General features: G+C 69.5%; 26 protein-coding genes. 17 read left to right on the forward strand and 9 right to left on the reverse strand.

Going from position 1 to position 26,042, the window contains the following annotated elements:
- Positions 1 to 32: 32 nt before the first annotated feature.
- The 4 genes from HD557_RS08775 to HD557_RS08790 are packed head-to-tail and all read right to left on the reverse strand — an operon-like array spanning position 33 to position 5,438.
- Positions 33 to 1,397: a flavin monoamine oxidase family protein gene (locus HD557_RS08775; protein WP_196873603.1), complete on the reverse strand. Its 1,365-nt coding sequence runs from the start codon at positions 1,395 to 1,397 to the stop codon at positions 33 to 35.
- Between the two features lie 4 nt (positions 1,398 to 1,401).
- On the reverse strand, positions 1,402 to 2,463 hold the full coding sequence (locus tag HD557_RS08780; protein WP_196873604.1) for an alpha/beta hydrolase: 1,062 nt from the start codon (positions 2,461 to 2,463) through the stop codon (positions 1,402 to 1,404).
- Positions 2,460 to 3,980: a flavin-containing monooxygenase gene (locus tag HD557_RS08785; RefSeq protein ID WP_196873605.1), complete on the reverse strand. Its 1,521-nt coding sequence runs from the start codon at positions 3,978 to 3,980 to the stop codon at positions 2,460 to 2,462. Before HD557_RS08785 ends, HD557_RS08780 begins: the two co-directional genes overlap by 4 nt.
- A 15-nt stretch (positions 3,981 to 3,995) precedes the next feature.
- Positions 3,996 to 5,438, reverse strand: a complete 1,443-nt coding sequence (locus tag HD557_RS08790) for an APC family permease (protein ID WP_196873606.1) — start codon at positions 5,436 to 5,438, stop codon at positions 3,996 to 3,998.
- Positions 5,439 to 5,658: 220 nt separating this feature from the next.
- Between HD557_RS08790 and HD557_RS08795 the strand changes: the two genes are divergently transcribed.
- From HD557_RS08795 to HD557_RS08825, 7 genes are read left to right on the forward strand one after another with little or no spacing between them, the layout of a single operon-like run.
- The gene (locus HD557_RS08795) at positions 5,659 to 6,318 is read left to right on the forward strand and encodes a hypothetical protein (RefSeq protein ID WP_196873607.1); all 660 of its coding nucleotides are present in this window, start codon (positions 5,659 to 5,661) and stop codon (positions 6,316 to 6,318) included.
- Complete coding sequence (locus HD557_RS08800) at positions 6,311 to 7,654, forward strand: glutamine synthetase family protein (protein WP_196873608.1); 1,344 nt, start codon at positions 6,311 to 6,313, stop codon at positions 7,652 to 7,654. The genes HD557_RS08795 and HD557_RS08800 overlap by 8 nt, the downstream gene beginning before the upstream one ends.
- On the forward strand, positions 7,651 to 8,463 hold the full coding sequence (locus HD557_RS08805) for a gamma-glutamyl-gamma-aminobutyrate hydrolase family protein (protein ID WP_196873609.1): 813 nt from the start codon (positions 7,651 to 7,653) through the stop codon (positions 8,461 to 8,463). Before HD557_RS08800 ends, HD557_RS08805 begins: the two co-directional genes overlap by 4 nt.
- Complete coding sequence (locus tag HD557_RS08810) at positions 8,460 to 10,067, forward strand: class I adenylate-forming enzyme family protein (protein WP_196873610.1); 1,608 nt, start codon at positions 8,460 to 8,462, stop codon at positions 10,065 to 10,067. The genes HD557_RS08805 and HD557_RS08810 overlap by 4 nt, the downstream gene beginning before the upstream one ends.
- Before the next feature lie 2 nt (positions 10,068 to 10,069).
- A complete protein-coding gene (locus tag HD557_RS08815) occupies positions 10,070 to 10,843 on the forward strand; it encodes an enoyl-CoA hydratase/isomerase family protein (RefSeq protein ID WP_196873611.1) in 774 nt (257 codons plus the stop codon).
- The gene (locus HD557_RS08820) at positions 10,840 to 11,937 is read left to right on the forward strand and encodes a zinc-binding dehydrogenase (protein ID WP_196873612.1); all 1,098 of its coding nucleotides are present in this window, start codon (positions 10,840 to 10,842) and stop codon (positions 11,935 to 11,937) included. The genes HD557_RS08815 and HD557_RS08820 overlap by 4 nt, the downstream gene beginning before the upstream one ends.
- 25 nt (positions 11,938 to 11,962) lie before the next feature.
- Positions 11,963 to 13,426 (forward strand): aldehyde dehydrogenase family protein, encoded by a 1,464-nt coding sequence (locus tag HD557_RS08825; protein ID WP_196873613.1) that lies wholly within the window; start codon positions 11,963 to 11,965, stop codon positions 13,424 to 13,426.
- A gap of 18 nt (positions 13,427 to 13,444) precedes the next feature.
- Here the strand turns inward: HD557_RS08825 and HD557_RS08830 are convergent, their stop codons facing one another.
- Positions 13,445 to 14,053 carry a TetR/AcrR family transcriptional regulator gene (locus HD557_RS08830; RefSeq protein WP_196873614.1) on the reverse strand — a complete coding sequence of 203 codons (609 nt, stop codon included), beginning with the start codon at positions 14,051 to 14,053 and terminating at the stop codon, positions 13,445 to 13,447.
- Between the two features lie 196 nt (positions 14,054 to 14,249).
- Between HD557_RS08830 and HD557_RS08835 the strand changes: the two genes are divergently transcribed.
- Genes HD557_RS08835 through HD557_RS08845 form a run of 3 tightly spaced genes read left to right on the forward strand, consistent with a single transcriptional unit; the run spans position 14,250 to position 17,779 of the window.
- Positions 14,250 to 15,719 (forward strand): MFS transporter, encoded by a 1,470-nt coding sequence (locus HD557_RS08835; RefSeq protein ID WP_196873615.1) that lies wholly within the window; start codon positions 14,250 to 14,252, stop codon positions 15,717 to 15,719.
- A 36-nt stretch (positions 15,720 to 15,755) separates the two neighbouring features.
- Complete coding sequence (locus HD557_RS08840; protein ID WP_196873616.1) at positions 15,756 to 16,448, forward strand: transporter; 693 nt, start codon at positions 15,756 to 15,758, stop codon at positions 16,446 to 16,448.
- Complete coding sequence (locus HD557_RS08845; RefSeq protein WP_196873617.1) at positions 16,445 to 17,779, forward strand: NAD(P)/FAD-dependent oxidoreductase; 1,335 nt, start codon at positions 16,445 to 16,447, stop codon at positions 17,777 to 17,779. Before HD557_RS08840 ends, HD557_RS08845 begins: the two co-directional genes overlap by 4 nt.
- Here HD557_RS08845 and HD557_RS08850 read toward each other — a convergent pair.
- Entirely contained in the window at positions 17,769 to 18,947 is a 1,179-nt protein-coding gene (locus tag HD557_RS08850) for an alcohol dehydrogenase catalytic domain-containing protein (protein ID WP_196873618.1), read from the reverse strand. The two genes, HD557_RS08845 and HD557_RS08850, sit on opposite strands and share 11 nt — an antisense overlap.
- Before the next feature lie 141 nt (positions 18,948 to 19,088).
- Between HD557_RS08850 and HD557_RS08855 the strand changes: the two genes are divergently transcribed.
- Positions 19,089 to 20,087, forward strand: a complete 999-nt coding sequence (locus HD557_RS08855) for an NAD-dependent epimerase/dehydratase family protein (protein WP_050800630.1) — start codon at positions 19,089 to 19,091, stop codon at positions 20,085 to 20,087.
- 15 nt (positions 20,088 to 20,102) lie between these two features.
- Here HD557_RS08855 and HD557_RS08860 read toward each other — a convergent pair whose 3' ends face one another.
- A complete protein-coding gene (locus HD557_RS08860; RefSeq protein ID WP_196873619.1) occupies positions 20,103 to 20,474 on the reverse strand; it encodes a nuclear transport factor 2 family protein in 372 nt (123 codons plus the stop codon).
- Positions 20,475 to 20,505: 31 nt separating this feature from the next.
- A complete protein-coding gene (locus tag HD557_RS08865) occupies positions 20,506 to 21,216 on the reverse strand; it encodes an SDR family NAD(P)-dependent oxidoreductase (protein ID WP_196873620.1) in 711 nt (236 codons plus the stop codon).
- A gap of 63 nt (positions 21,217 to 21,279) precedes the next feature.
- Between HD557_RS08865 and HD557_RS28935 the strand changes: the two genes are divergently transcribed.
- The 4 genes from HD557_RS28935 (at position 21,280) to HD557_RS08885 (ending at position 23,663) form a co-directional block, all read left to right on the forward strand.
- Entirely contained in the window at positions 21,280 to 21,900 is a 621-nt protein-coding gene (locus HD557_RS28935) for a TetR/AcrR family transcriptional regulator (protein ID WP_196873621.1), read from the forward strand.
- A 101-nt stretch (positions 21,901 to 22,001) separates the two neighbouring features.
- On the forward strand, positions 22,002 to 22,619 hold the full coding sequence (wrbA, locus tag HD557_RS08875) for an NAD(P)H:quinone oxidoreductase (RefSeq protein WP_196873622.1): 618 nt from the start codon (positions 22,002 to 22,004) through the stop codon (positions 22,617 to 22,619).
- Between the two features lie 14 nt (positions 22,620 to 22,633).
- Positions 22,634 to 22,930: a muconolactone Delta-isomerase family protein gene (locus HD557_RS08880; RefSeq protein ID WP_196873623.1), complete on the forward strand. Its 297-nt coding sequence runs from the start codon at positions 22,634 to 22,636 to the stop codon at positions 22,928 to 22,930.
- Positions 22,931 to 23,054: 124 nt separating this feature from the next.
- A complete protein-coding gene (locus HD557_RS08885) occupies positions 23,055 to 23,663 on the forward strand; it encodes a flavodoxin family protein (RefSeq protein ID WP_196873624.1) in 609 nt (202 codons plus the stop codon).
- A gap of 10 nt (positions 23,664 to 23,673) precedes the next feature.
- Here HD557_RS08885 and HD557_RS08890 read toward each other — a convergent pair whose 3' ends face one another.
- Complete coding sequence (locus tag HD557_RS08890; RefSeq protein ID WP_196873625.1) at positions 23,674 to 24,522, reverse strand: SDR family oxidoreductase; 849 nt, start codon at positions 24,520 to 24,522, stop codon at positions 23,674 to 23,676.
- A gap of 184 nt (positions 24,523 to 24,706) precedes the next feature.
- Between HD557_RS08890 and HD557_RS08895 the strand changes: the two genes are divergently transcribed.
- Positions 24,707 to 25,663 (forward strand): MEDS domain-containing protein, encoded by a 957-nt coding sequence (locus HD557_RS08895; protein WP_196873626.1) that lies wholly within the window; start codon positions 24,707 to 24,709, stop codon positions 25,661 to 25,663.
- A 74-nt stretch (positions 25,664 to 25,737) separates the two neighbouring features.
- Positions 25,738 to 26,037, forward strand: coding sequence for a putative quinol monooxygenase (locus HD557_RS08900; RefSeq protein WP_196873627.1), 300 nt, complete (start codon positions 25,738 to 25,740; stop codon positions 26,035 to 26,037).
- Positions 26,038 to 26,042 lie beyond the last annotated feature (5 nt).

Genomic DNA, 26,042 nt, shown 5'->3' on the forward strand with positions numbered 1-26,042 from the left:
GACTTCCTCGGTGGCTTCGTGTGGGAGTGGTGTCAGTGGGAGGAGAGGCTGGCCAGCACCTTGTGCGCGGCCTGCTCGCCGGAGGCGGCGGCGTCGGCCAGCGATGGCATGTCGAGGGCGTAGTCGCCGGCGAGATGGACCGGCCCGAGGTTCTGCTTGAGGGTCTCGAGCGACGCGCGGCCGCCGGGTCCCCAGAACGGCACGACCCGCGGGTGCCGACGGAGGATGCCTGCGTCGACCTTGCCCTCGAGCTCCGGGTAGACCGCGAGCAGGTCCGCGGTGAACCGCGCGACGATCTCCTCGTCGGTGAGCTCGAAGAGCCTGTCGGCCTCGGCGCCGCCCGCGAAGCAGGCCAGCGCGCCGCCGGGCTTGCGGACGTCCCCGCGGCGTACGGCGGCGGCGTGGTTGAAGATCGCCTGGAACGAGCGACCCGGGGTCGAGACCGCGAGGAAGTCGTCCCAGCGCTGTGGCGTGCCGTCCTCGTGGGTGAAGAAGCCGACCACCACGTAGCGGCCGTAGTGGATCGACTCGAAGGCTTTCCGGTACGCCGCCGGCAGCCCGGGCATGATCTTGACCGCGACGTCCGCGGGCACCGCCACGACCGCCCGGCGCGCCCGCAGACGGACGGGCCCGTCCGCGTCCTGATAGTCGACGACCACGCCGTCATCGGTCCACTCCACGGTGCTCACCGGCGAGCTGAGCCGGATCCTGTCGCCGAGGTCCTCGGCGAGGATGTCGGTCAGCGTCTGGTTGCCGCCCTCCGGCAGCGTCAGGTTCGGCACCTTCTCCGGGTCGGTGAGCAGGATGCCCATGGAGAAGACGAACTGCCGGGCGGCGGTCTCCTCGGGCTCACAGCCCATCCACTGACCCGACCAGGACCGCACCATCTCGCGGGTGAGGTCGGAGGAGACGCCCCGCAGGACGAAGTCCGCGCGCCGGCGGTCGAGCTTGGCGCGTACGCGGTTGGCCCACCGGTTGTGCTCGCTCATCTCGAGGAACGGCACGTTCGCCAGGATCCGTGCGCCGACCACGGCGAGGCCGTAGCGGTCGCGCCAGGTCATCTTCGACTTGAACATCAGGGCGAAGGGGTTGGACGTGTCGACCTGCTTGCCGCCGAGGTTCAGGGCGACCGATTTCCCCTCCAGGGTGCCGAGCGGGACCCGGTGTCGGTGGAGGGCGTCGATCAGCGGACCGGTGCCCTCGGTGAACTGGGTGCCGACGTTGATCCAGTAGTCGCCCTTGCGGACGGTGTCGACGCGGCCGCCCGCACGATCGGACGCCTCGAGGACGACGACGTCATGGTCAGCCAGCGTGGTCGCGGCCATCAGGCCGGCCATGCCGGCGCCGATCACGACGACCTCATGGGTCTCCTCGCGGAGCTCGGGTGATGCGGACATGTCGTCAGCTCGCTTTCGTAGCAATGTGTTCGGTGCGGTCGAGTGCCGCCGAGACCGAGGCGACGAGTCGCTCGGTCGCCTTCCGGCAGCTCGGGCTGACCGCGGTGTAGGAGATGTAGCCGTGCACCAGACCTGCCTCGCGCGTGACCTCGACCGGTACGCCGGCCTCGAGCAGCGCGGTGGCGTAGGCCGTCCCGTCGTCGTGGAGCGGGTCGAACCCGGCCAGGTTGACGATCGCCGGCGGAAGCCCGGCCAGGCTGGAGGCCCGGTACGGCGAGACGCGCGGGTCCGCCGTGTCGGTCCCCTCCGGGAGATAGTTCTGGACGAACCAGCCGACCTGCTTGGCCGACAGGGCGGGCGATCCGGCGAACTCGTCCTGCGACGGGCGGTGCTCCACGAGGTCGGTCACCGGCTGGATGAGCACCTGGGCCATGGGCTGCACGGCCTCGCCCCGCACCTGCTGCGACAGGACGGCGGCGATGTTGCCCCCGGCGCTCTCGCCCGCGACGACGATGCGGTGCGGATCGACGCCCCAGTCCGCAGCGTGTGCGACGACGTACCGCCAGGCCACGACCGCGTCGTCCTGGGCGGCCGGAAACGGGGCGTCCGGCGCCAGGCGGTACTCGACCGAGACGACGTCGGCACCGGTGCCGTGCGCGAACATACGCGCCGGCGCGGTGTAGCTCGCGCGGCTGCCGATCACGAAGCCTCCGCCGTGGAAGAAGAGGATCAGCCCTCGCGACGGGGTGCCGTTGCTGTAGCGGGTGAGCTGGACCTCGTCCGAGACCGCGATCTCCTCCTCGACCGCGCAGGGCTCGATACGGGACGCGAAGAGCATCAGGTCGCGCTCCGTCGTGGCCCGGGCCTCGGCTGCGGGAAGGTCGCTGTAGTCCGGTCCGGACTCCCCGAGCTTCATCAGCAGCGCGACATCGGGCGCCATGGTCTCGCCCGCCGCGTTCGTGGCCGGCCTCGCCAGCATCCGCTGAAGACTCGCGGGCAGACGGCTCAGGAAGACGAGGAACGCCCGCTGGAGGCGCTGGCTCGAGGTGACGTGTTCCGTGCTCATGAGGCCACCTCGACGCTGGTCAGGTGAGGGGTCGAGCGCTTCTCGGAGAACCGGATGTCCTCGTGGAGCAGCTTCCCCTTGAAGAGTCGGTTGTCCTTGACGAAGGTCGTGTGCATCTGCCAGGGGACACCGGTGCCCTGGCGCGGGAGCTCCGCCCGGGCCCGCTGCATGTAGCCGGCCGAGAGATCGAAGAGGTCCTGCTTGGGCATGCCCTCCGGCGCGACGGGCAGGGCGATGTCGTAGCCCTTCTCGTCCATCTCGCGGATCACCTCGATGGCGAGGGTGGCGACGTTGCGGATGCGGAGGGTCCAGGTCGCCTTGGTGAAGCCGAGCATCATCGCCCAGTTGGGCACGCCGGAGATCAGCGCGCCGCGGTACAGCACCTGGTCTGCGATCTTGATCGGGGCGCCGTCCACGGTCGGCTGGATGCCGCCCAGCATCTGCATGATCAGGCCGGTCGCCGTGACGATGACGTCGGCCTCGAGCGTCTTGCCGGACAACAGCTGGATGCCCTCGGGGACGAACCGCTCGATCTGGTCGGTCACGACGTCGGCGCTCCCGTTGCGGATCGCCTCGAAGAAGTCGCCGTCGGGCGTCGCGCAGAGGCGCTGCTCCCAGGGGTTGTACGGCGGTGCGAAGTGGGAGTCGACGTCGAACCCCTTCGGCAGCTCCTTGACGGTCATGCTGCGCAGCAGCTTGCGCCCGAAGTTCGGGAACTTCACCAGAACCGTCACGAGGAAGTGGTCGCGCCAGATGTTCTTGAACCGCGTGAGGCGGTAGCCGAGCTTCTTGCCGAAGACCTTCAGCAGGAACTGGGCGATCTTGTCCACCTGGGGCATCGACGCGACGTAGCTCGGGGTGCGCTGGAGCATGGTGACGTGGGCGGCTGCGCCATCGCCGGTCAGCATCGCGGGGAGCATCGTCACGGCGGTCGCACCGCTGCCGATGATGACCACGCGCTTGCCGCTGTAGTCGTAGTCCTCGGGCCAGTGCTGCGGGTGGAGGATGTCGCCCCGGAAGTCCTCGCGGCCCTCGAACCGTGGCTCGAAGCCCTCGTCGTAGTTGTAGTAGCCGGTGCCGCTGAAGACGAACCTGGCCCGGACGACCTTCTCGGACTCGTTGCCCGCCTCGTCGGTCACGGTGACGTGCAGGGTCCATTCCGCGTCCTCGCTGGACCAGTCGGCAGCGGTGACCTTGTGACCCAGGCGAAGGCTCTTGTCCAAACCGAACTCGTCGACGGTTTCCCGGATGTACCCGCGGATCAGGTCGCCGCCAGCGATCGCCTCCTTGTGCAGCCACGGCTTGAAGTCGTAGCCGTAGGTGTGCACCGAGTCGTCGGAGCGGATGCCCGGGTAGCGGAACAGGTCCCAGGTGCCGCCGACCGAGGCGCGGGCCTCGAGCAGGAGGAAGTCCTTGTCGGGGAACGCCTCCGTCAGGTGCTTCGCCACGCCGATGCCGGAGAGGCCGGCGCCGATGACGACGATGTCGGCGTACTCCGTCGCGATGGTCTGGTTCATTGCTGCACTTCCTTCTCAGTGATGGGTCTGGTGACTGGTGGTACGACGGGGGTGGGCGAGGCGGTCGACGGCGATGAACGCGACGAACACCACGGCCACGGCCACGACCGCGACGTACGACATCGCGTCGAGCGGTGGCGCGGGCGGGTTGACGATGCCGTTGAGATACATCCAGACCATCGCGGCGGCACCGAGGACGGCTCCGATGACGGTGAGCGGTCCGAGACGTCCCTCGCGCCGGAGCAGCCGAAGCGCGCCCGCGCAGATGAGCAGGTACGGGACGACCCAGAAGTAGACGATGAGCGTCGCGACCGAGTTGTAGACGCCGACGATGTTGTCGGGATTGAGGGCGACCATGATCAGGATCGCTCCCAGGCCGAGGACGCAGATCGTGACGACGGCGGCCGCGGGGCTGTGGTGGCGTGGGTGGATCCGGCCGGCGCGGGCGGGCAGCAGGCCGTCGGCTGCGAGGGTGGCGACGAAGCGTGACCCGTAGTTGACGAACCCGATGAGGGCCGCGAAGGTGGCGATCGCGAGCACCAGGTCGGTCGCGGTCGCCACCGTGCTGCCGAGCCCGCCCTCGACGGCGAGTGCGGCAGCGGGGGAGGTGCCGGTTGCCAGGGCGTCGCTCGCGGCGACGAGGGCGGGCACCTGCAGCAGGGTCGCCACGACGTACAGGGCGCCCAGGCCCACCGGCACGCACATGACGGCGAGTGGGACGGAGCGTCGTGCGTCTCGGGTCTCGGCGGCGAGCGCTGTGCTGCTCTCGAAGCCGACGAGGAACACAGCGCCTGCGGCGACCCCCTGGAAGATGCCGCTCGGCGTGGCTCCCTCGAGGGACAGCTGGGTGCCGAGGTCGAGACCTGCGCTCGCAGCGGCGGCAACGGTGATGACCAGCATCAGCGGCACGGAGATGACGGCCAAGGTGACCGCGGTGCGCACCGAGGTGTCCAGTCCCCGGTAGGCGAGCGTCCCGGCGATCAGCACGGCGACGCCGTAGATCAACATCTGTACGCCGACGTCGAAGCTCGCCTCGAAGCCGAGGGAGAGCAGGAAGCTGCCGGAGAAGAGGCCGACCAGGAAGGCGATCGCGCCGATCTGGGCGACATATCCGAGGAAGAGCGTGGCGCCCACCAGGATGCGTGCCCAAGGCCCGAAGACGTGCGGGATGTAGGAGTAGAGCGACCCGGTGACCACGTAGCGCCGGGCGAAGGCGATGACCGAGAGGCCGACGAGGCTCGTCGCGACCGCGGCGATCAGCGCCCCCAGCCAACTGCCGTTGCCGGCGGTGACCAGCACCAGGGCCGGGACCGAGGCCAGCCCGACGGGCGGGACGTACGACGCCAGGGCCAGCCCGACGAGCTGGTTGCGGCTCAGGTGCTCCCGGTCGAGGCCGTCGACCGAAGGAACGTCCGCCGGGGCGACCGGCTCCTCGGCTGGTGCGTTGCTGGGCGTCATCCCGGGTCCCTTCTGGCAAAGAAGTTAGTCATTTGATTGGGTCGGATGACTAAGTGTGTGTCAGGGATCACGTCGCGTCAAGGGGTCGGGTGGCGTTGCTCGCCGATCGATCAATCTCGCTCAGGCTGTTGACAAGGGAGTTCTCCGGGTCCACGATCTTAGCCAACCGATTGAGTCATGTGACTAAGAATGACATCGGCGGACCCAGGAGGGCCGAGAGATGACCGAGAGCACCACGATCGAAGCGCCAGATGTGCGCTTCGACGCGACACGCGTCGCGATCGAGGACGACGCGACGCCGCTGGTCCGCCTGATCGGGCGCACCCTGAGCCGAGCCTCGGGACCGGGGCGTCCCGCCGAGGATCTGACCGCCGGTCTTGCCGGCACCGTCGCGATCCGATCCCACGACACCCCGCAGACGGCGACCGTCGCCCTCGGCGCCGGTGTCGTGGAGGTGACCAGCGGAGTCTTCGTCGAGCCTGACGCGACACTCGTGGTCGACCTCCACGCCCGGTTCGCGCCGACCCAGGAGCCGGCCGGTGACGCCGACCTGGCAGCGCGCGTGCTGCGCGCACTGCGCCCGCCGTTGCCGCACTGGCGCGACGCCGCCGTGCGGTTCTGGGAGATGACCCGCGACATCGCCGGAATCCCAGACGTCCTGCTCGTGGAGGCTGCTGGGCCGGACGGCATCGAGCGGGGCCGGTTCGGGGAGGGGACGACGACGTACCAGATCGCCGGTCCTGCCGACCTTCTCGCGGGTGTCTTCAGCGGCGCCGACGACTTCCTCGCCTCCCTGGCCGAAGGGCTGCGGGTCCAGGGCACCTTGTCCCAGCTGTCCGTCATGACGGCGGCTTCCTGGAAGGTCCGCTTCGATGTCTGAGCTCGCACAAGCCCGGGGGGCCGTACGCCTCGAGGCCACGAACCACGAGGGCAGCCTCCTCGGCAAGAACGTCTCGCCGCAGAAGTTCGAGGCAGGAAAGGACGCCGGCTTCGCCTTCGCCGACATCCTGTTCGCCATCGACCTCAACAACGAGATCGTTTTCGGCGACGCCTTCCCGGAGTGGCGAGGCAACCTTTACGACATCCAGATGATCCCGGACATGTCGACCCTGGTGGAGTGGAAGCCCGGCCTGGACTCGGTGATCGGTGACTACTGGCTCAAGGACGGCACCCCGGTCCCGATCTGTCCGCGCAACCTCGTGCGGAAGCTGGTGGCCAGCCTCGCCGACAACGGGTACGCCGCCACGGTGGCCGTCGAGATCGAGGCCACCTTGTTCGAGGAGTCCATCCAAGAGGCCCGGGCACGCGGTTATCGCGACCTCACGCCGCTGGGTGGCAGCACAGGGGCGACGTACCACCTTGCCCGCTCCAAGGACTGGGTCGACTACATGGAGGCGGTCGTCGAGAGGCTCGACAGCGTCGGCATCGCGTGGGAGGCCTGGACAGACGAGGCCGCCCCGGGCCAGACCGAGCTGAACCTCGCTCCGACCGACCCGGTCCGGCTGGGCGACAGCTGGGCGCGCACCCGTCAGGTGATGCGCGAGGTCGCCTTCGAGCGGGGCCACACGGTCTCGTTCATGGCCAAGCCGACCGCCGGATTCGGTCAGGGGGCGCACATCAACGTCTCGCTCCAGAGCGACGGTGTGAACCGGTTCTTCGCCGAGGACGGTCCCTCCGAGCTCATGCGGCACGCGGTCGGCGGGCTGATCGCCACGATGGAGGGCAATACCTCGATCGCGCTGCCGCAGATCACCTCGTACCGACGGCTGGTCGACCTGACCGGGCCGCCGACGACGGTCAGCTGGGGCGTGAACAACAAGACCGCCGCGGTGCGGGCCATCACCGGCCACTCCAAGTACTCGCGCCTCGAGTACCGGCTCCCTGGCGCCGACGTGAACCCCTACCTGGCGCTGGCCGGCGTGCTGGCCGGGGTGCTGGCCGGGATCGAGCGACGGATCGAGCCGCCCGAGCAGGTCACGGACATGGCCTGGTGCCTCCCCGAGAGCGCCGGGGTGAGGCGGATCCCCGACACGATGTCGAAGGCCGGCGCGGCGCTGGACGCCGATCCGCTGCTTCGCGAGTACCTCGGCGACGAGTTCGTGGACTTCTGGGTCGCCTCCCGCCGATGGGAGTGGATGGAGTTCCACACCAAGGGTGGCGACCCGTTCGTCGAGCTGTCCGCGTGGGAGTCCCAGCGATACTTCGAGTTCCCGTGAGCGCGCGCGAGGAGGCCGGAGTGATGCGGCCGCTGATCGGCATCACCGGACGCCGTTTCCAGCTGTCGGTGCTGAACGGAGCCGACCCGCGCTACGGCGACCGCTGTATCGACACGTCCATGTCGGACTTCGCGACCCGGGTCGCCGAGGCCGGTGGACTGCCCGTGCACCTGTCCTACGACACCCACGCGGCCGCGGTCTGCGCCTGGCTCTCCGGCGTCGTCATCACCGGAGGCCAGGACGTACACCCCGCTTGCTGGGGAGGCGACACCTCCGTGGTGCGCGACGTCGACCCGCGGACGAACCCGATGGTGCACGACGCCGAGCGAGACAGGTACGAGATCGCGCTCGTCCGCGCGGCGATCGAGCGGGAGATCCCGGTGCTCGGCGTGTGCCGTGGCCTGCAGGTGATCAACGTCGCCCTCGGTGGCACCCTCGTGCCCCATCTTCCGGACGGTCCGGTGAGCCATCTCTCGGCCGAGATCGCGCCCACGGATGGCACCGTCGACCACGTCGTGAGCTTCGCACAAGGCTCGATCTCCGCGGACCTGTTCGGTGAGGACACGATCACCAACTCCTGGCACCACCAGGCCGTCGACCGGTGCGGCGTCGGGGTGGTCGTGACCGGTCGGACCGACGACGGGGTGGTCGAGTCGATCGAGGTGCCGGGGCGTCCGGTTCTCGGCGTCCAGTGGCACCCGGAGTGGATGAAGAGCAACGACCCGGCGCTGACCTGGGTCGTCGAGCAGGCGGTGCAGCGGCTCGCGAACCACCAATCCGTCGGACGAGAGCAGAGGAGCCCCCAGTGAGCACACACGTCACGGCCGGACCCGTCGTCGCGGCTGAACGGATGAAGGAGGACCCCGACGTTCCGACGCTGAGCCGGCTGTTGACGCGGCGCGCAGAGGACTCAGGAGCTCGGGAGTTCCTGCGCTTCGACGAGCGGTCGTGGAGCTTCGCGGAGATCGACGCCTGGACCTCCAGGTTGGCCCACCGGCTGATCGAGGTCGACGACGTACGCCCGGGCGACCGGGTCGCGATCATGCTCCCGAACGTCGTGCACTGGCCGGTGGTGTGGCTGGCCGCGCTGAAGGCCGGCGCGGTCGCCGTGCCGATCAACTGCTCCTACCAGCGCTCCGACCTCACCTTCGTCCTGAAGGACTCGGGCGCCCGCGTCATCTTCACCGACGACGTACGTTCCGGCCTGGTCGCCGAGGTGCTGGCGGCCGAGGCCGACCTGGCCGGTGTTCGCGTCGTCCAGGTCGCCGACGACGGGTCGGAGCCGTTCCCGGCCAAGGCCCCGGACGTGCCGGTCGCGGGAGAGACGCTCGCGAACCTGCAGTACACCTCGGGCACGACCGGGTTCCCGAAGGCATGCATGCTCAGCCACGACTACTGGGTCCGGCTGGGCTGGATCTGCGCGGCCGCCACGGGCCTCGGAGCCGAGGACGTACTCCTCACCTCGCAGCCGTTCTCCTACATGGACCCGCAGTGGAACACCGCGCTCGCCCTGACGCTCGGCGCACCGCTGGTCGTGCTGCCGCGGTTCTCCGCGTCGACCTTCATGGCCGACGTACGCCGCCACCGGGCGACCTTCTTCTACGTCCTCGGCTCGATGCCCACCCTGCTGTTCAAGCAGTCGCCCACGGCCGAGGACCGGGAGAACGATTTGCGGATGGTGCTCTGTTCGGGCATCCCGGTCGCGCTCCACGCCCAGCTCGAGGAGCGGTGGGGTGCGCCGTGGCGCGAGGTCTACGGAATGACCGAGTCGGGGATCGACCTGGTCAGCTCGTTCGACGACGCCGCTGCCGTGGGCAGCGGCAGCCTGGGGCGGCCGGTGCCGACCAAGCAGGTGCGCGTCGAGGATCCGGTCGAGCCGGGGGAGGAGGTCCCACCCGGTGAGCCGGGCGAGCTCGTCATCTCGGGACAGCCGATGATGGGCGGCTACTGGAACCGCCCCGACGCCACCGCCGACGTACTGCGCGACAGCTGGCTGCACACCGGCGACCTCGTCGTGCGTCGCCCCGACGGCGGCATCCAGCTGGTCGGCCGGATCAAGGACATGGTGCGGCGCGGTGGCGAGAACGTCGCCTGCGCCGAGGTCGAGGCGGCCCTCGAGCGTGACGACCGGATCGTGGCGGCGGCCGTCGTCGCCGTGCCCGACGAGGTCATGGGCGAGGAGGTCAAGGCCTTCGTCCAGCTCAGGGAAGGGGTGGCGGAGGACCGAGCCACCGCCCAGGAGCTCCTCGAGCGCGCGGGTGCTCAGCTCGCGCGGTTCAAGGTGCCCCGCTACGTCGAGTTCGTCGCCGACTTCCCGCGCACTCCCTCCGAGCGGGTCTCGAAACCCGCGCTCAGGGCCCGGGCCGCCGCCGAGCCCGGCACCACCTACGACTTCGCCAGACCGAGGAGCTGACCATGACCATCCCTGCAACCGGTGAGGACCACCTCGACGTCGCCATCGTGCGCGACGTCGCGGTGCTCACGCTCGACCGTCCCGAGAAGCTCAACGCTCTCACCGTGGCCACGCGCTTGCGCCTGGCGGCGCTGGTGCGGGAGCTCGGCACCAGCGAGTCCGCTCGAGGCATCGTCCTCACGGGCCGCGGGCGCGCCTTCTCCGCCGGCGAGGACCTGAAGCAAGCGCCGACCACGGAGGCCGAGGTCCACGAGGCGTTCGAGAGCTTCCACGACGTCACCCGCGCGATCCTGCAGACACGGGTCCCCGTGGTCGCGGCGGTCAACGGCATCGCCGTCGGTGGAGCCTCCGAGATCACGCTGTGCTGCGACGCCCGGATCGGCACGCCGGCGACCGAGTACTTCCAGCCGGAGAACGCCCGCGGCCTCACCATCTCCAACGCGACCAGCCTCTTGCTCCGGCGTCTGGTCGGCAATCACGCGATGCGCATCGTCCTCGGGTCCCCGCGGGTCCCGTCGGCGGAGGCGCTGCGGATCGGTCTCCTCGACGAGGTGGTCGAGCCTGACCAGCTCATCGAGCGCGCCGTCGACATCGTGCACGCCTGGACCCCCGAGGGGAACACCACGGCGCTCCACCTCGCGCTGCTGCGGCCCCTGCCCGCTGAGGTCGAGGCCGCCTTCGAGCGCGAGGACCACGCAGCCCACGAGGCCTGGGCTAGCGGACTGCTCACTGCCGGCGTCGCCGGCTTCTGGAACACGAGGGAGACCACCGCATGATCACCACCCGAGCCGCCGTGCTGAACGAGATCGGAGCACCGCTGGACCTCACCGACATCCGCGTCGACGACCCCGAGCCGCACGAGGTCCGGGTAGCGGTCAGTCACGCGGGGCTGTGCCACAGCGACCTCCACTACATGACTGGGACCGTGCCGACGGAAGTCCCGGTCGTCGTCGGACACGAGGTGGCCGGTGTGGTCGAGTCCGTTGGCTCGGCCGTGACCTCGCTGCGTCCCGGCGACCGGGTGACCGGCGCCCTCACCCCCTCCTGCGGCGGGTGCGTGAACTGCGACGCCGGACGCTCCACCCAGTGTCTGCGCCTGGACGACGTACGCCGTCGGCACCGCTCCGCGTTCGAGACGCTCGACGGGCTGCCGATCGAGCGGCTCGCCGCCATCGGAGCGTTCTCGCAGCACATCCTGCTGCGGGAGAGCGCGCTCGTACGACTGCCGGACGACGTCCCTCTGCACGTCGGGTGCCTGCTGTCCTGCTGCATCGTCACCGGCGTCGGCGCTGTCTTCCGTGGTGCTCAGGTGCGCCCGGGAAGCACAGTCGCGGTCGTCGGCTGCGGTGGCGTCGGGTCGGCGATCATCCAGGGTGCGCGGCTGGCCGGCGCCTCGGCGATCGTCGCCATCGACCTGGACGAGGACCGGCTCAAGGCCGCCCGGACGTACGGCGCCACCCACGTCATCAACGGCGGCGACGGCGACACGGTCGCCGAGCTCCGCCGCCAGCTCGGCGACGGCGTCGACTACTCGTTCGAGGCGGTCGGCTCCGCTCGGACAGCGGAGACCGCACTCGCCCTCCTTCGGCCGATGGGCACCGCGTGCCTCGTCGGCATCGCGCCGGCAGGCACCGAGATCAGCGTGCCCGCCCTGGACTTCTTCTTCGAGGAGAAGCGGCTCATCGGCTCCTACATGGGATCGGGCCAGGCGCGAGAAGACATCGCCCAGTTCGCCCGCCTCTACCAGCAAGGACGCCTCCTCCTCGACGAGATGGTGACCCGGGTCATCCCGTTCGCCGAGATCAACGAGGGCTTCGAGGCGATGACGTCCGGTGATGTCACCCGCATCGTCGTCGACCTCCGATCCTGACCCACGAATCCGTAGAGGAAGTCTGATGTCCAGCAAAGAGATCACGATCGCCCAGCCGGTCAACTACATCGCCGACGAGTGGAGCGAGTGCACCACGGTCGACGACGCATGGAACCTCGACCCCAACACGCTCGAGCCCGTCCACCGGACCGTCAGCACCCCGCTCGACGACGTCGAGCGCGCCCTGCGGCATGCGGAACGGAAGTACGACGTCGGCCCCTGGGACGAGGAGGGCAGGCACGAGCGGGCCGAGATGCTCGAGCGCGTCGCCGAGCTCCTGGAGAGCAGGACCGAGGACATCGCGCGCACGGATGCGCTCACCAGCGGTACGCCGATCAGCGCCACCCGCACGGTGGCGTCCTTCCTGCCCTACCGCATCCGGGCCACGGCCGCTGACCTGCGGGAGATCCCGCGGGTCACCGCCCTGGCGGCCGGTGGCCGCGACGTACGGCTCTACAAGGTTCCGTGGGGGCCGGCGGCGGTCCTGACCCCGTGGAACGGGCCGAGCTTCATCCCGGCCGCCAAGGTCGTCAGCGCCGTCGCGGCCGGCTGTCCGGTGATCCTCAAGCCCTCGGAGCATGCGCCGGGCAGCGCCCAGATCGTGGTCGAGTGCTTCGTGGAGGCCGGCCTCCCGTCGGGTGCGCTGCAGCTTGTCCACGGCGCCGGTGAGGTCGGCGCCCGACTGACCGCCGACCCACGGATCAAGGTCGTCTCGTTCACCGGCGGACCCGGAGCGGGCCGCGCCATCGCCCGCGCGGGGGCGGAGGACTTCAAGGTGCTGCAGCTGGAGCTCGGCGGCAACAACCCGGTTCTCGTGCTCGACGACGCCGACCTCGACGTCACCGCCCACGGCATCCTCGACGGCATGACCAAGCTCAACGGTCAGTGGTGCGAGGGGCCCGGCAAGATCCTCGCCCACCGCAGCCTGGTCGACCCCCTGCTGGACGCGCTGACCGAGCGGATCTCCAAGCTCACCGTCGGCCACTCGCTGGACGAGGACACCCAGGTCGGACCGATCTCGAACGGGCTGCACTTCCAGACCCTGCAGGGCCGCATCGAGGGGTTGCGTGAGCTCGGGGCGAGGATCCACCAGCCCGCAGCTCTCCCCGAGCTCGGCGGCTACTTCCTCTCGCCGACCGTCGCGTCCGGTGCTGATCCGGCCCGGGCGACGGCCGAGCTGTTCGGTCCGCTCGTCTCGCTGCACGCCGTGGACTCCGACGAGGAGGCGCTGCGGATCACGAACGCCCGTCCCTCGGGCCTAGATGCGTACGTGTTCGGCACCGACACCGATCGGGCGATCGAGGTGGGCTCGCGAATCGTGGCCGGTGAGGTGCGGATCAACGGCGCGAAGATCGCCGACCTCGGCGACGACTCGGCCCAGAGCTTCTGGGGCCCGGCAGGCATCGGCGGCCACGGGCCGGCCGAGTCCGTACGCGTCTTCTGCGGCGACCGGGTTGTCGGTGTGGACTCCCCGGACCTGCCCCTGTGAGAGCCGGCGCGGCGGCGCTCAGGCCTTGGCCGGCGCCGCCGCGAGCCTGGTCGTGAGCCAGGTGTCGAGCACGGAGCAGTTGAGGTCCATCTGCGCCCGGGCGACCGTGGCGTCGCCGTAGGTCAGCCAGTTGACGCCGAAGCCGTCGGCGAGAGTCGCCAGGACGTAGGCGACCTCGTCGATGAGGTCGGGCGTGACCGGGTCGCCGGCGGACGCCTCCTGGAGCGCCTTGCGTACCGTTTCGAAGGCCTGGTCGTAGACGGCGATGCCACGGTCGCCGTGCTGACGCCGGGCCCAGTTGACGAGCTCGAAGGTCGCGGCGGTGAAGCTCGGCGACTCGAGGTAGCACTCCATCACGCCGCGCAGGATCTGTCGGGCCGCCTCGGGCAGCGTGGTGTGCGGATCGCTGCCCTCGATGACGTCGCGGTACTTGCCGGCCACGAAGGTGTAGACGTCCGCGAAGAGGTCCTCCTTCGAGTCGTAGCAGTAATGCAGCATCGCCACGTTGGCCTTGGCCTGCTCGGCGATCCGGCGCGTCGTCGCGCCGTCGATGCCGTGGGCGGCGATGACCTCGACGGCGGCCTCGATGAAGTCGCGACGTCGCTGGGCGACGGGGATGCGTGCCATCAGGTCCTCCGAGGGTGTAGGTGCGTCCCTACCGAGTTGGGCGCTTGATTTAGTCACCCCGACTATATCAGTGCCGTCCTGTGGATTCTCGCCTCAGAAAACTTAGTCAAACATCTTAGTCATAGATCTTGATCACATGACTAACTAAGTCGTAGCGTATGAGCCGGATCACACATCCCCGGATCGGAGACAACCCATGGCGCAGATCAACCAGCAAGCGGCAGCACGCCGCCGGGCAACGGCAGGACACGGGCCCGGCAGGGGTCTGCTCATCGGCATCGGCGCGCTGATGGTCGTGCTGACCAACGCCGTGATCTTCATCCTTCCGCCGCTGCTGCCGGTGATCCAGGCGCAGTACGGGCTCGCCACGGTCGCCGAGACGACCTGGCTCTACACCGCCCTGACGCTCGGCGGGGGAGCGGGATTCATCCTGCTGCCGCGCCTCGCAGACCTGTACGGCGACCGGAACGCGTCCGTCGCCGCGTCCGCCTTCCTCGCGGTCGGCGCGGCGGTCCCGGCGGTCGGCGACTCCTACCCGACGCTCCTCGTCGGGTGCACCCTGATGGGCTTCGGCTGCGCGGCGCAGCTGCTGCCGCTGGGCTTCCTGCGACGCAACCTCGGCGAGTCCGGCATCACCATCGGCGTCGCCGTCCTGGTGATCGCCACGGGCGCCGGCATCGTCGTCGGCATGATCGGCGGCGGACTGATCGTCGAGACCCTGTCCTTGCGCAGCTTCTTCGCGATCCTCACCGCCGCCTGTGCTGTGACCACCCTCGCGACGTACCTTCTGGTCCCGCACGCCCCGCCGGCCGAGCGCACCGGTCGGATCGGTGTGGTCGGCACGGTCTGGATGATCGGCTGGGTCGCGGCGATCCTGCTGACCCTGACCCAAGGACTCGTCTGGGGCAACGCGGCCCTCATCCCGCTGGCGATCGGCGTCGTCGGCGGCATTGCCTGGATGCGCGCCCAGCGCCGGTCGTCGACGGCCGTCTTCGACGTGGCCCTGATGCGGGCGCCGCTGGTCACCGCCTCGTGCCTGTCCATCGCCCTGTTCGCAGCGGTGAACTCGGCCTTCCTGCTCCTGCTCAGCACCTACGCACAGGTCATTCCCGAGGCGCTCCGCCCGGTCGACGCATACGGCCTCGGGCTCTCGGCCCTCCAGACCGGCTTGCTGATGGTGCCCTTCGCCGTGACGTTCCTGGTCGGCGGCGCGGTGGTCGACCGTCCCGTCGCCAACGGTCGCGGCGTGCCCGTGTTCGTCGTGGGTGCCCTCATCAGCGCGGCGGGCCTGGCCTGGCTGGCGATGATGCACGACCAGCAGTGGCACTACCTGGTCGGCGCCGCCGTCATGGGCCTGGGCTGCAGCATCGGGTACGCCGCCGGCTTCACTCTGGTGCAGACGGCCGTGCCCGAGGAGAAGGCCGGGATGGCGGCCGGCGTCGCAGGCACCTTCATGGCGGTCGGTTTCGCGTTCGGCACGGCGCTAGTCAGCGCTGACCTCAGCGCCTCCCTGGTCCCGGTGCCCGGTACGACGCTCGAGGTGGCTGCCGAGGGTCTCTACGGCACTGGCTACTGGATCTCCGGCGTTCTGTCCCTGCTCGTCGTCGTGACCGTGCTGGTCTCGAGCGTCCGCTCGCGCCGGCGTACCAGCCGGGTCGCTGCCTGATCTGGTCCTCTCCAACTCACCCAAAGGAAATCTGACATGAAAGAGCTGCTCTTCCTGCTGGCCGATCTGTGGATGATCGTCGTCGGCTTCTATTGCGGATGGAAGTTCATTCGGCGCTACGACAACTACCTGCTCGGCCTCGAGTGGATGGTCGTCGCCACGTCGGGGTCGAACTTCCTGCTCTGGTCGCTCATCAGCGGCGACGAGGGCCACGTCCTGTACGACATCGCCTACTTCTTCGACGCCTTCTCGCGATCGGTGGGCATCACGCTGATCGCCGTCCTCGGCCTGATGCGTGTGACCCACCGCTACAAGCCCAGCGTGACGGTCGAGGTCGGCGTCTTCGGGCTCGCGATCGCCGCAGGGCTGTATCTGCAGCAGTTCCGCGGCCACGAGCTGCACGTGGGGCCCGCGTCGTACTACCTCGTCGTCAATCTGCTCACCACTGCGTTCCTCGCTTACTTCTCGTGGCGTCTGTGGACCATCGGAGCCCGGGGCCACGCGGTCGCCGCCGGACTGGCGAGCGCCGCGGCGACGGCGATCGCCCTGATGTACGACTTCTTCCCGTTCCCGGACGACGCGCACCGCACCGTCTTCTACATCCTGGCGCTCAGCACCTGGGGCTTCCAGATGTTCGTCTACTTCCGCGCCTACGGTGCCTTGAACGACCACAACGTCGCCACGGGTCTCGAGCCGGCCGGCGGTGACCGCAAGGTGGTCCGCGCATGAACACCGACCACGTCACCTACAGCGCCTTCACCGGGTGGGTCGACCCACCGGCCGACGTCCAGGGCCAACTCGAAGCCGACCTCGACTGTCAGGTCGCCGTCATCGGCGGTGGCATCAACGGGATGTCGACCGCACTGCGGCTCGTCGAGCGCGGCCAGGACGTCGTGCTCCTGGAGGCCGAGTTCTGCGGCCACGGCTCCAGCTCGCGCAACGCGGGGCAGCTGGCGGGTGCCCCCGGCGGCGACATCCAGCTGCTCAACCTGCTCTCGCGCAAGAAGATGCCGGGCATGATGCGGCTGGCCGAGCACGCCGCGCACCATGTCGAGGACTTCATCGCCAAGCACGACATCGACTGCGAGTACGAGGCGACCGGCAACGCGTTCGCCGCGGTCTCGCGCGGTCAGATGGGCCGGGTCCGTCGAGTCGCCAAGATCATCACCCGAGCCGGCGGCCACGTGGAGGTCGGCACCGCCGAGGAGCTGGGGATCCCGCGCGGGTTCGTCGGGGGCATGCGCGAGGTCGTCGGCGGGAGGATGAACCCGGGCAGGTTCAGCCTCGGCATGCGACGGGTCCTGCTCGACTCGCCCGCGCGTGTCTTCGAGCAGACCAAGGTCACCGACGTGGCCCGGGAGAGCGGCCGGGTCGTGCTGACCACCCCGCAGGGCCGGGTCCGGGCGGACCGGGTCGTGCTGGCCACGAACGCCTTCGCGGGGGAGTGGGACATCACTCCGAAGCACCTCTCCGTGCCCATCTACGTCATCGAGGTGGAGACCGAGCCGATCGCTCCTGAGCGGCTGGCCGCGCTGGGCTGGACCAGCGGCATGGGCCTCGTCACCCAGCACGCGATCATGGAGAACTACCGGCTGACGCCGCGCAACACCATCGTGTTCGGCGTACGCCGCCTCGAACGCGGCACGAGCTACCCGCTCCCGGAGAAGGTGCCGGACCCCGGACTCGTCGAGGAGCTGGCCGGTGCCTTCGCGACCCGGTTCCCGTCGTTGGCCGATGTGGCGATCGAGCGCGCCTGGGGCGGATGGATCGCGATCACCTCCTCCTGGCTCCCTCTCGCCGGCCGGATGGGGGAGGACATCTACTACTCGATCGCCTGCAACGGCCACGGCCTCGCCCAGGCGCCGTACGTCGGGACGCTCATCGCCGACGCGATCGTCGACGGTGAGCTGCACGAGGACCTGCGGACCCTGTGGCAGGACAAGCCGAAGTTCCCGCGACCGATGATGATGAGTCGCGCCGGTCTCAGGACGATCTGGGCCGTGGACCGCTTCAACGACCTGGTCAACGGCAGCAGGCGCAACGCCCGGCTCAGGGGTTGAAGACGACCTTCACCATCCCGTCGGACTTCTCCTGGAAGGACTTGTAGGCCTCGGGAGCCTCGACGAGGGGGAGGTGGTGGGTGGCGAAGGAGTCGACGCCGAGCGGGTCGTCCTCGCCGACGAGGAACGGCAGCAGGTCCTCGGTCCAGGCGAGTACGTTGGCCTGGCCCATCCGGATGCTGACCTGCTTGTCGAAGAGCTGCATCATCGGGAACGGGTCCAGCGCGCCGCCGTAGACGCCGGCGATCGAGACGGTGCCGCCGCGGCGGACGGCGTCGAAGGCGGTGTGGAGCGCAGCCATCCGGTCGACCCCGGCTGCCTGCATCACCGCACGGCCGGCGGCTCCGGGCATCCGGGACACCAGCTTGGTCATGCCCTCGATGATCGGCGAGCCGTGGGCCTCCATGCCCACGGCGTCGATCACGGCGTCGGCTCCGCGCCCGTCGGTCAGGTCGCGTACCTGCTCGGCGATGTCACCGGACTCGAGGGCGATCGCCTCGGCGCCCTGCGACCGGACCCGGGCGAGGCGCTCGGGCACACGATCGACGCTGATGACCCGGTGGCCGGCGGCGAGCGCGAAGCGGCTCGCCATGTCGCCGATGGGCCCGGCCCCGAGCACCAGCACGGTGCTGTTCCGGTCGGGGTCGGCGTACTGCAGCGCCTGCCAGGCGGTCGGCAGGACGTCGGAGAGGAACAGGAACCGGTCGTCGGGAGGACCGTCCGGCACCTTGATCGGCAGCTGGTTGCCGAACGGGACGCGCAGATACTCCGCCTGTCCGCCGGGGACCTGGCCGTAGAGCGAGCTGTAGCCGAAGAGGCTGGCGCCGGTGCCCTGGTCGCGGTTCTGGGTGGTCTCGCACTGCGAGTGCAGGCGGTGCTGACACATCCAGCACGTGCCGCAGCTGACGTTGAACGGCACCACGACGCGGTCGCCGACGCTCAGCTCGGTGACGGCGGGGCCCACCTCCGCGACGATGCCCATCGGTTCGTGCCCGACCACGTCGCCGGGCGTCATGAAGCCGGTGAGCACCTCGTAGAGGTGAAGGTCGGAACCACACAGTCCCGTCGAGGTGATCTCGACGATGATGTCGTCGTCATCGACGATGTGCGGGTCCGGGACCTCCTCCACTCGGATGTCGCGCTTGCCTTGCCAGGTGACCGCCTTCATGGGATGTGCCTCCTCGGTATCGGGTCGCCTTCGCGGTACCCCGATCCGTACCTGCTAGCCATCGGGCAGTGCTGAACCCGGTGCAGGTGGGTACCGGTGGGTCACATCGCAGATCCGTCCGGCCGCAGGGAGGCGTGGAACATGAAGGTCGTCGTCATAGGCGCGTCGGGGAACCTCGGCACCGCCGCCATCCGGGCGCTGACCGCGGACGGCGCCGCCATGGTCGTGGGCGTGGCCCGCCGAGCCCCGAGCCCGCCGTCCAACGTCCACGCGTCCGTCGAGTGGCGCGAGGCCGATGTCTCGACCGATGACCTGGTGCCGCTGATGGAGGGCGCCGACGCGGTCGTCCACCTCGCCTGGAAGTTCCAGCCCACGCACCGCCCCGAGGAGACCTGGGCCACCAACGCCGTCGGTACGCGCCGTGTGCTCGAGGCCGTGGCCCGGGCGGGCGTCCCGGCGCTGGTGTGCGTCTCGTCGGTGGCGGCGTACTCGCCGGCGCATCACGACGACCCGGTCGACGAGACCTGGGAGACCGACGGTGCCTCGGCGGCTGCGTACTGCCGGGAGAAGGCGTACGTCGAGCGTGCCCTGGACGCCTTCGCCTGCAACCATCCCGAGGTCCGCCTGGTCCGGGTCCGGCCCGCCTTCGTCTTCCAGCGTTCCGCCGCCAGCGAGCAGCGGCGCATCTTCGGCGGCCCGCTGCTCCGTCCGTCCTTCCTCGACCGCCGGCGGATCCCGGCGGTGCCGGTGCCCGCCGGGCTCCGGTTCCAGGCCGTGCACGCCGGCGATGTCGGCCGAGCGCTGGCCGCGGCGGCGACCACCGACGTGACGGGTGCGTTCAACCTCGCCGGAGCCGGTGTCATCGGCCGCGAGCAGATCGGTGAGCTGATGGACGCCCGGACGGTCGAGATCCCACCCAACCTCATGCGCCACGGCCTTCACTCGGCCTGGCACGCCCGGCTGGCACCGGTCCCAGGCAGTCTGCTGGACGCGGTCATGCAGCTCCCGCTGATGTCGACCGCCCGTGCGGAGCTGGAGCTCGGCTGGCGGCCGCGCCATACGGCCATGGAGGCGCTCGAGGCGGTGATCTCCGGGATCCCGGAGAAGGCCGGCAGCGATCTCCCGCCCCTGCGTCCCTGACGCCCAGGAGAACGATCAGATCTTCGAGACGTGGTAGTGGCTCAACGCCCAGCCGGTGTGTCCACGCCGAGCGATCACGGTGAGGTAGACCGCCACGTCTCCGTCCGGCCGTTCGAACAGCACCCGCGCATATCCCACGAGGGCGTCCGTGGCGATCGCGCGTGTGGAGAGGAGCTCGTACTCCGCGCGGAGGCCGATCGGCTGCTTGGCGTAGTAGCTGCTGATGTAGCCACGCCCGGTGCCGGGTGCGGGGTCGAAGCCCTGGAAGAGGGCGTCATCGGTGAAGAGGGCGGCGACATCGGCCGGCCGGTGCTCGGCGATGGCGTTGGCCCACTGGTCGAGTACGTTGCGCAGCTCGTGCTCCGCGCTGATGGTCTCGCTGGTCATGGAAGTTCTCCTTCGGGTGAGGTGGGACGAGTCAGCGGCCGGCGCTCTGGCCGCCGTCGATGTGGAGGAACTCGCCCGTGACGAAGGGGGACTGCTCCAGGTAGAGCACGCCGCGGGTCACGTCGCCGACCTCGCCCAGCGTCTCCATGGGGTGGAGCGCAGCGAGGAAGTCGTGGGTCTCGGGCGCGTGCATGGGGGTCTTGATGATGCCGGGCGAGACCGCGTTCACCCGGATGCCCCGGCTGGCGTACTCGACGGCGAGCGACTTGGTCGCGGCCGCGACCCCACCCTTGCTGAGCGACGCCAGGACCGAGGGCACCGCCGCGGATGCGCTCTCGACCAGGGTCGTGGTCACACTGACCACGTGCCCGCCCTCGCCCTGCTCGAGGAACTGTCCGAGGGCCGCCTGGGTGATGTGGAAGAACCCGTCGAGGTTGGTGCTCTTGATCGCCTCGTAGTCCTCGACGGTGTAGTCGGTGAACGGCTTGGCGACGAAGATGCCCGCATTGTTGACCAGTGTGTCGACCCGGCCGAACCGTTCGAGTGCCGTCGCGATCACGCGCTGTGCGACCGCGGCGTCGCCGATGTCACCGGCGACGGTCTCGATGGTCTCGGTCGAGCTGGGCTCGATGGATCGAGAGTTGGCGACGACGGCGTAGCCGAGGTCCTGATAGGCCGTGACGAGCGCGGCTCCGATTCCCTGTGAAGCGCCGGTGATGACGGCGACCTTTCGTGTGCTCATGCCGGTCCGAACATAGACGGTCGGTCAACTATTCCGCTAGACGACCGGTCTACAATCGAGACCGTGGGACGGACTTCAGATGCGCGCGAGCGGCTTGTTGCCGCAGGCACCGAGCTGTTCAGTGAGCGGGCCTACAGCTCGGTCGGCGTGGCGGAGCTCGCCGCCCGTGCCGGGGTGCAGAAGGGCTCGTTCTACTACTTCTTTCCGTCGAAGGAGGCCTTGGCGCTGGCCGTCATCGACGCCCACTGGGTGTGGCAGCGCGGCGAGTGGTCCGCGATCCTGGCGCGACCGGGCACGGCGTTGGAGCGCCTTCGGGGAATCTTCGACGCAACCGCAGAGATGCAGACGTCGGCACTGCGCGGCAGCGGTGCGGTCACCGGCTGCCTGTTCGGCAATCTCGCCCTCGAAGTCAGCTCGATGAACCCGTCGATCCAGAAGAGGCTCCAGGAGATCTTCGAGGAGCAGGTCCAGATCATCGCCGAGCACCTGACCGCGGCGGTGGACGACGGCGAGATCGAGCTCGTGGACCCACGGTTGGCCGCGAAGTCGATCGTGGCCCAGCTCGAGGGACTCGTTCTTTTCGCCAAGCTGTTCAACGACCCGAGCGAGCTGGACGCCCTCTGGGGCAACAGCCTGCGACTGATCGGCATCGCCTCGCCGGCCGGGCAGTCGGCGGCCCTGTGAGGGGCCGGCGCCTCTAGGGGCGTGGGGAATAGGGTCCGAGCTTCGGCGTTTAGTAGATGGTCGGTCAACTATGAATCGGCCATCGAGAAAGGACTCACCCCATGTCTGACAACGTGAAGGTCACGATCGTCTACTACTCCTCGACCGGCACCACGGCCGAGGTCGCCCGCGAGCTCGAGAAGGGACTGCTGGCCACCGGCGCCGAGGTCCGTCTCACCAAGGCCCCGGAGCTTGCTCCGCTCTCGGCCATCGAGTCGAACCCGGCCTGGGCAGCGAACCACGCCACCACCTCGGACGTCCCGGAGGCGTCGCCCGAGGACGTCGCGTGGGCCGACGTCATCCTCTTCGGCACTCCGACGCGGTTCGGGAACGTCTCCGCCCAGCTCAAGCAGTTCATCGACACGCTCGGTGGGCTGTGGGCCGAGGGCAAGCTGGTCGACAAGGTCTACAGCGGATTCGTGTCGTCCTCCAGCCTCCACGGCGGCCAGGAGACGACGCTGCAGTCCCTCTACACCTCGGTGCACCACTTCGGGGGGATCCTCGTCGCGCCCGGCTTCACCGACCCGGTCAAGTACGACGACGGCAACCCGTACGGAACCTCGCACGTCGACGCCCAGGGAACCAACCCGGTCGGCGACGTCACCCGGGCCTCGGCCAAGCACCAGGCCCAGCGTGTGGTCGAGATCGCCCGGCGGCTCAAGGCCGGACAGGCAGCCTAGGAAGGAGTGGACCGATGGCTGAGTTCATCGTCGAGATCACGACCGTGATCCCTGACGGCACCCCGCAGACCGAGGTCGATCGACGGCGGACCGCCGAGGCGGCCCGGGCTGCGGAGCTGGCGGCAGCCGGTCACCTCGTCCGGATCTGGCGACCGATCGGCGAGATGCGGAGCATCGGCCTGTGGGTCGCCGCCGACGAGGCGGCCCTGCGGGCGGACGTCCTGGAAACCTTGCCGCTGGCTCCGTGGATGACCTTCGACGTCACCGCAGTGGCATCGCATCCGAACGACCCGGCGGCTCGCGACCGCTGAGCGACACGCGTACGTCACCCCGACCCGTCGGCTCCCACCGTTCCTCAGGACGGCGCCGGCGAGGTCGCGGTGACGGCGCGTGCGATCAGGGCATGGGGGCGATGCCCTACGGATACCGGTCGGCATGACGTCACTGAGCTGTCTGATCCTGAACTGCACCCTCAAGCCCTCGCCCGGCGAGTCCAGCTCCGCGCTGCTGGGATCCCAGATCCTCTCGGCGCTCATGGACCACGACGTGAAGGGCGAGATGGTCCGGGTCGTCGACCATGACGTCCGGTTCGGCGTGAGCACCGACGAAGGCGAAGGCGACGCCTGGCCGGAGCTGCGCGAGCGGATGCTCGCCGCCGACGTGCTCGTCCTGGTCACCCCGATCTGGCTGGGCCAGCCGTCCTCGGTGTGCAAGATGGTGCTCGAGCGCCTCGACGCTGAGCTCAGCGATACCGACGAGGACGGCCGGATGCTGACCTACGACAAGGTCGCCGGGATCGGCGTCGTCGGCAACGAGGACGGTGCCCACCACGTCACCGCCGAGCTCTGCCAGGCGCTCAACGACGTCGGCTTCACCATCCCCGCCGCCGGGTCGACGTACTGGGTCGGCGAGGCCATGCAGGGCGTCGACTACAAGGACAAGGAGCCGACTCCGGAGGCGACCGCGGGGACGACGAAGACCATGGCCCGTCACCTGGCCCACCTCGCCGGGCTGCTCGCCGAGGCGCCGTATCCCGCGGAGTAGGGACCTGTCGTCAGGTCATGTCGCGCTCGCGCAGGGCCCGGGCGAGGAGTCGTCGCTGGGTGCGGCGTCCCTGGGCCACCACGAGGGGCGCCGCGCCGAGACCGAGCCGCGGGATCGCGTCGGCCAGACGTGCCTGGACCCCTCGCCACCCGGGCACCGTCTTGACCGGCCGAGGCCTGTCGAGCACCGTGCCGACCGCCGCCACGACCTCCTCGGGCTGGAGCAGCTTGCCGGAGAACGAGAGCGCGGCGGCGGGGTCCTCGAGCTTGTCGTAGAGCATCGGGGTCCAGATGCCGTCGGGGCAGATGCAGGAGATGTCGACGTTCTCGACGCCGGCGAGGCGCAGATCCGCGAGCGTGCTGAGGCTGAAGCCGATCGCCGCGTGCTTGGAAGCGGCGTAGACGGCCTCTCCGGGGACCGCGGTGATGCCGGCCAGGGACACGATGTTGACGATGTGGCCACCGGTCCGGGCGCGCATGGCCTCGATGGCACTGACGGTGCCGTTGATCGTGCCGAGGGCGTTGACCTCGAGCATCAGCCGGCGGGTGTCGGGGGCCTGCGTCCACGCCGGGCCGCTGATGAGCACGCCGGCGTTGTTGACCCAGACGTCGAGCCTGTCGGCGTGGCTGAGCAGCGCGTCGCGGGCGGCGTCGACGGCGTCGGCGTCGCGTACGTCCAGGGCCCGGGGGATCGCGTTCGGGCCCAGCTCCTCGGCGGTGGCCTTCGCGGCCGCCTCGTCGAGGTCGGTGACCAGCACGGTATGACCACGCTCGATGAGCAGCGCGGCGATCTGCCGGCCCAGACCGCGGCCTGCTCCGGTGACGAGGGCGCCGGAAGCGGGGCGCGTGGCCGTGGTCATGATGCTCTCCTTCTCGTCGGCGAACGGAGGCTAACACCTCGCCTGCCTGCTCCGATGGACCCCTCAGGAGGGCGCGACCCGTGCTGACGTGCTCGGTCCGGTCCACCCGCCGAGGGAGAGGCGACGCTCACGAACTGCGCGTAGTGTCGAGTCCGTACCTCGGATCCGGCGAACGGTGGACACCATGAATGGTCTGAGCCTGGGGATCCCTGGGATCGGCGCTGTCAGGTCAGGAACGCACTTCTGCGCGCTCTACTCTGGCCCGGTCGAGCGCGACCGGCTGCTGTACCCCTTCCTCGAGGAGGGGCTGCGGCAGGGCGACAAGTGCCTGTGCCTGATCGACGATGTCGAGCCGATCGTCGTCCGTGACAGGGCCCTGGGACAGCCCGGCCCGGCGTACTCGCGACGATCCGGTCAGCTCGACGTGGAACGAACATCGGACGCGTACCTCCGCTCGGGGGAGTTCAACGTCGAAGACATGATGAGCTACCTCTCCGAGAACCTCGACGCCGCGGCCGAGGAAGACTTCGACCTTCTCCGAGCCGCTGGTGAGATGTCGTGGGTCCTGCCCGGGCCGCTCGGCTGGGACGACCTGTTCCGCTACGAGTCGGGCCTCAACGCGGTCGTCGACGAGATGCCGGCCATCCTCATCTGCCTCTACGACCTGCAGAAGTTCGGTGCCGACATGCTCGTCGAGGTGCTCCGCACCCATCCCAAGGTCCTGCTGGACCGAACGGTCATCGACAATCCCCACTACCTGACCCCGACGGAGTACCCCGCCGACAGCGTCGCCGAAACCTCCCGTCGTGCCGTGTTCGGGGCAGGTTCGCCCGGCGAGGCGGGCACCGCCCCAGGATGGGCCGCCCTGACCGACGGCGAGCTGCGCGTCGTGGCCGGGGTGGCGCGGGGGATGACCAACCGCAGCATCGCAGCGGAGCTCCGCCTCTCGCGGCACACCGTGGACGCCCATCTCAAGCACGTCTACCTCAAGCTCGACATCCACTCGCGCGTCGAGCTGACGGTGCGGGCCCTGCAGCACCCCGTCCCCGCTCGCCGGCCCAGGACCGGTGCGGCTCGGCCGGGAAAAGCACCCGTTCACGGGATGCCGGACGACCACGCACCTGAGGATCATGGGCGGTGACAACCATTCCGGGTGAGCCGCTCGCGGTCGACCGGGCTGCAGCGGTGCACCCTTCTGAAGAAGGAGTCCGACCTGTGCTGACCAAAGCTCTCCTCGTGCGCCTCGAGGCGCTTCCGGGCAAGGAGTCCGAGCTCGCGGACTTCCTCACCAAAGCTCGGACGATCGTGATGGAAGAGCCGGGTACCGTCGCCTGGTTCGCCATCCAGTTCGGCCCCTCGAGCTTCGGCATCTACGACGTGTTCCCCGACGACGAGGCCCGAGACGCCCACCTCGCCGGCGGAGTCGGTCAGGCGCTCGGCCCGAACACCGGCGTCCTCTTCTCCGAGCCGCAGGTCGAGAAGATCGACCTCCTCGCCGACAAGGTCCCGGGGTAGTCGCG

The organism is Nocardioides luteus, assembly GCF_015752315.1.
In the GTDB taxonomy this organism is placed as follows: Bacteria; Actinomycetota; Actinomycetes; order Propionibacteriales; family Nocardioidaceae; genus Nocardioides.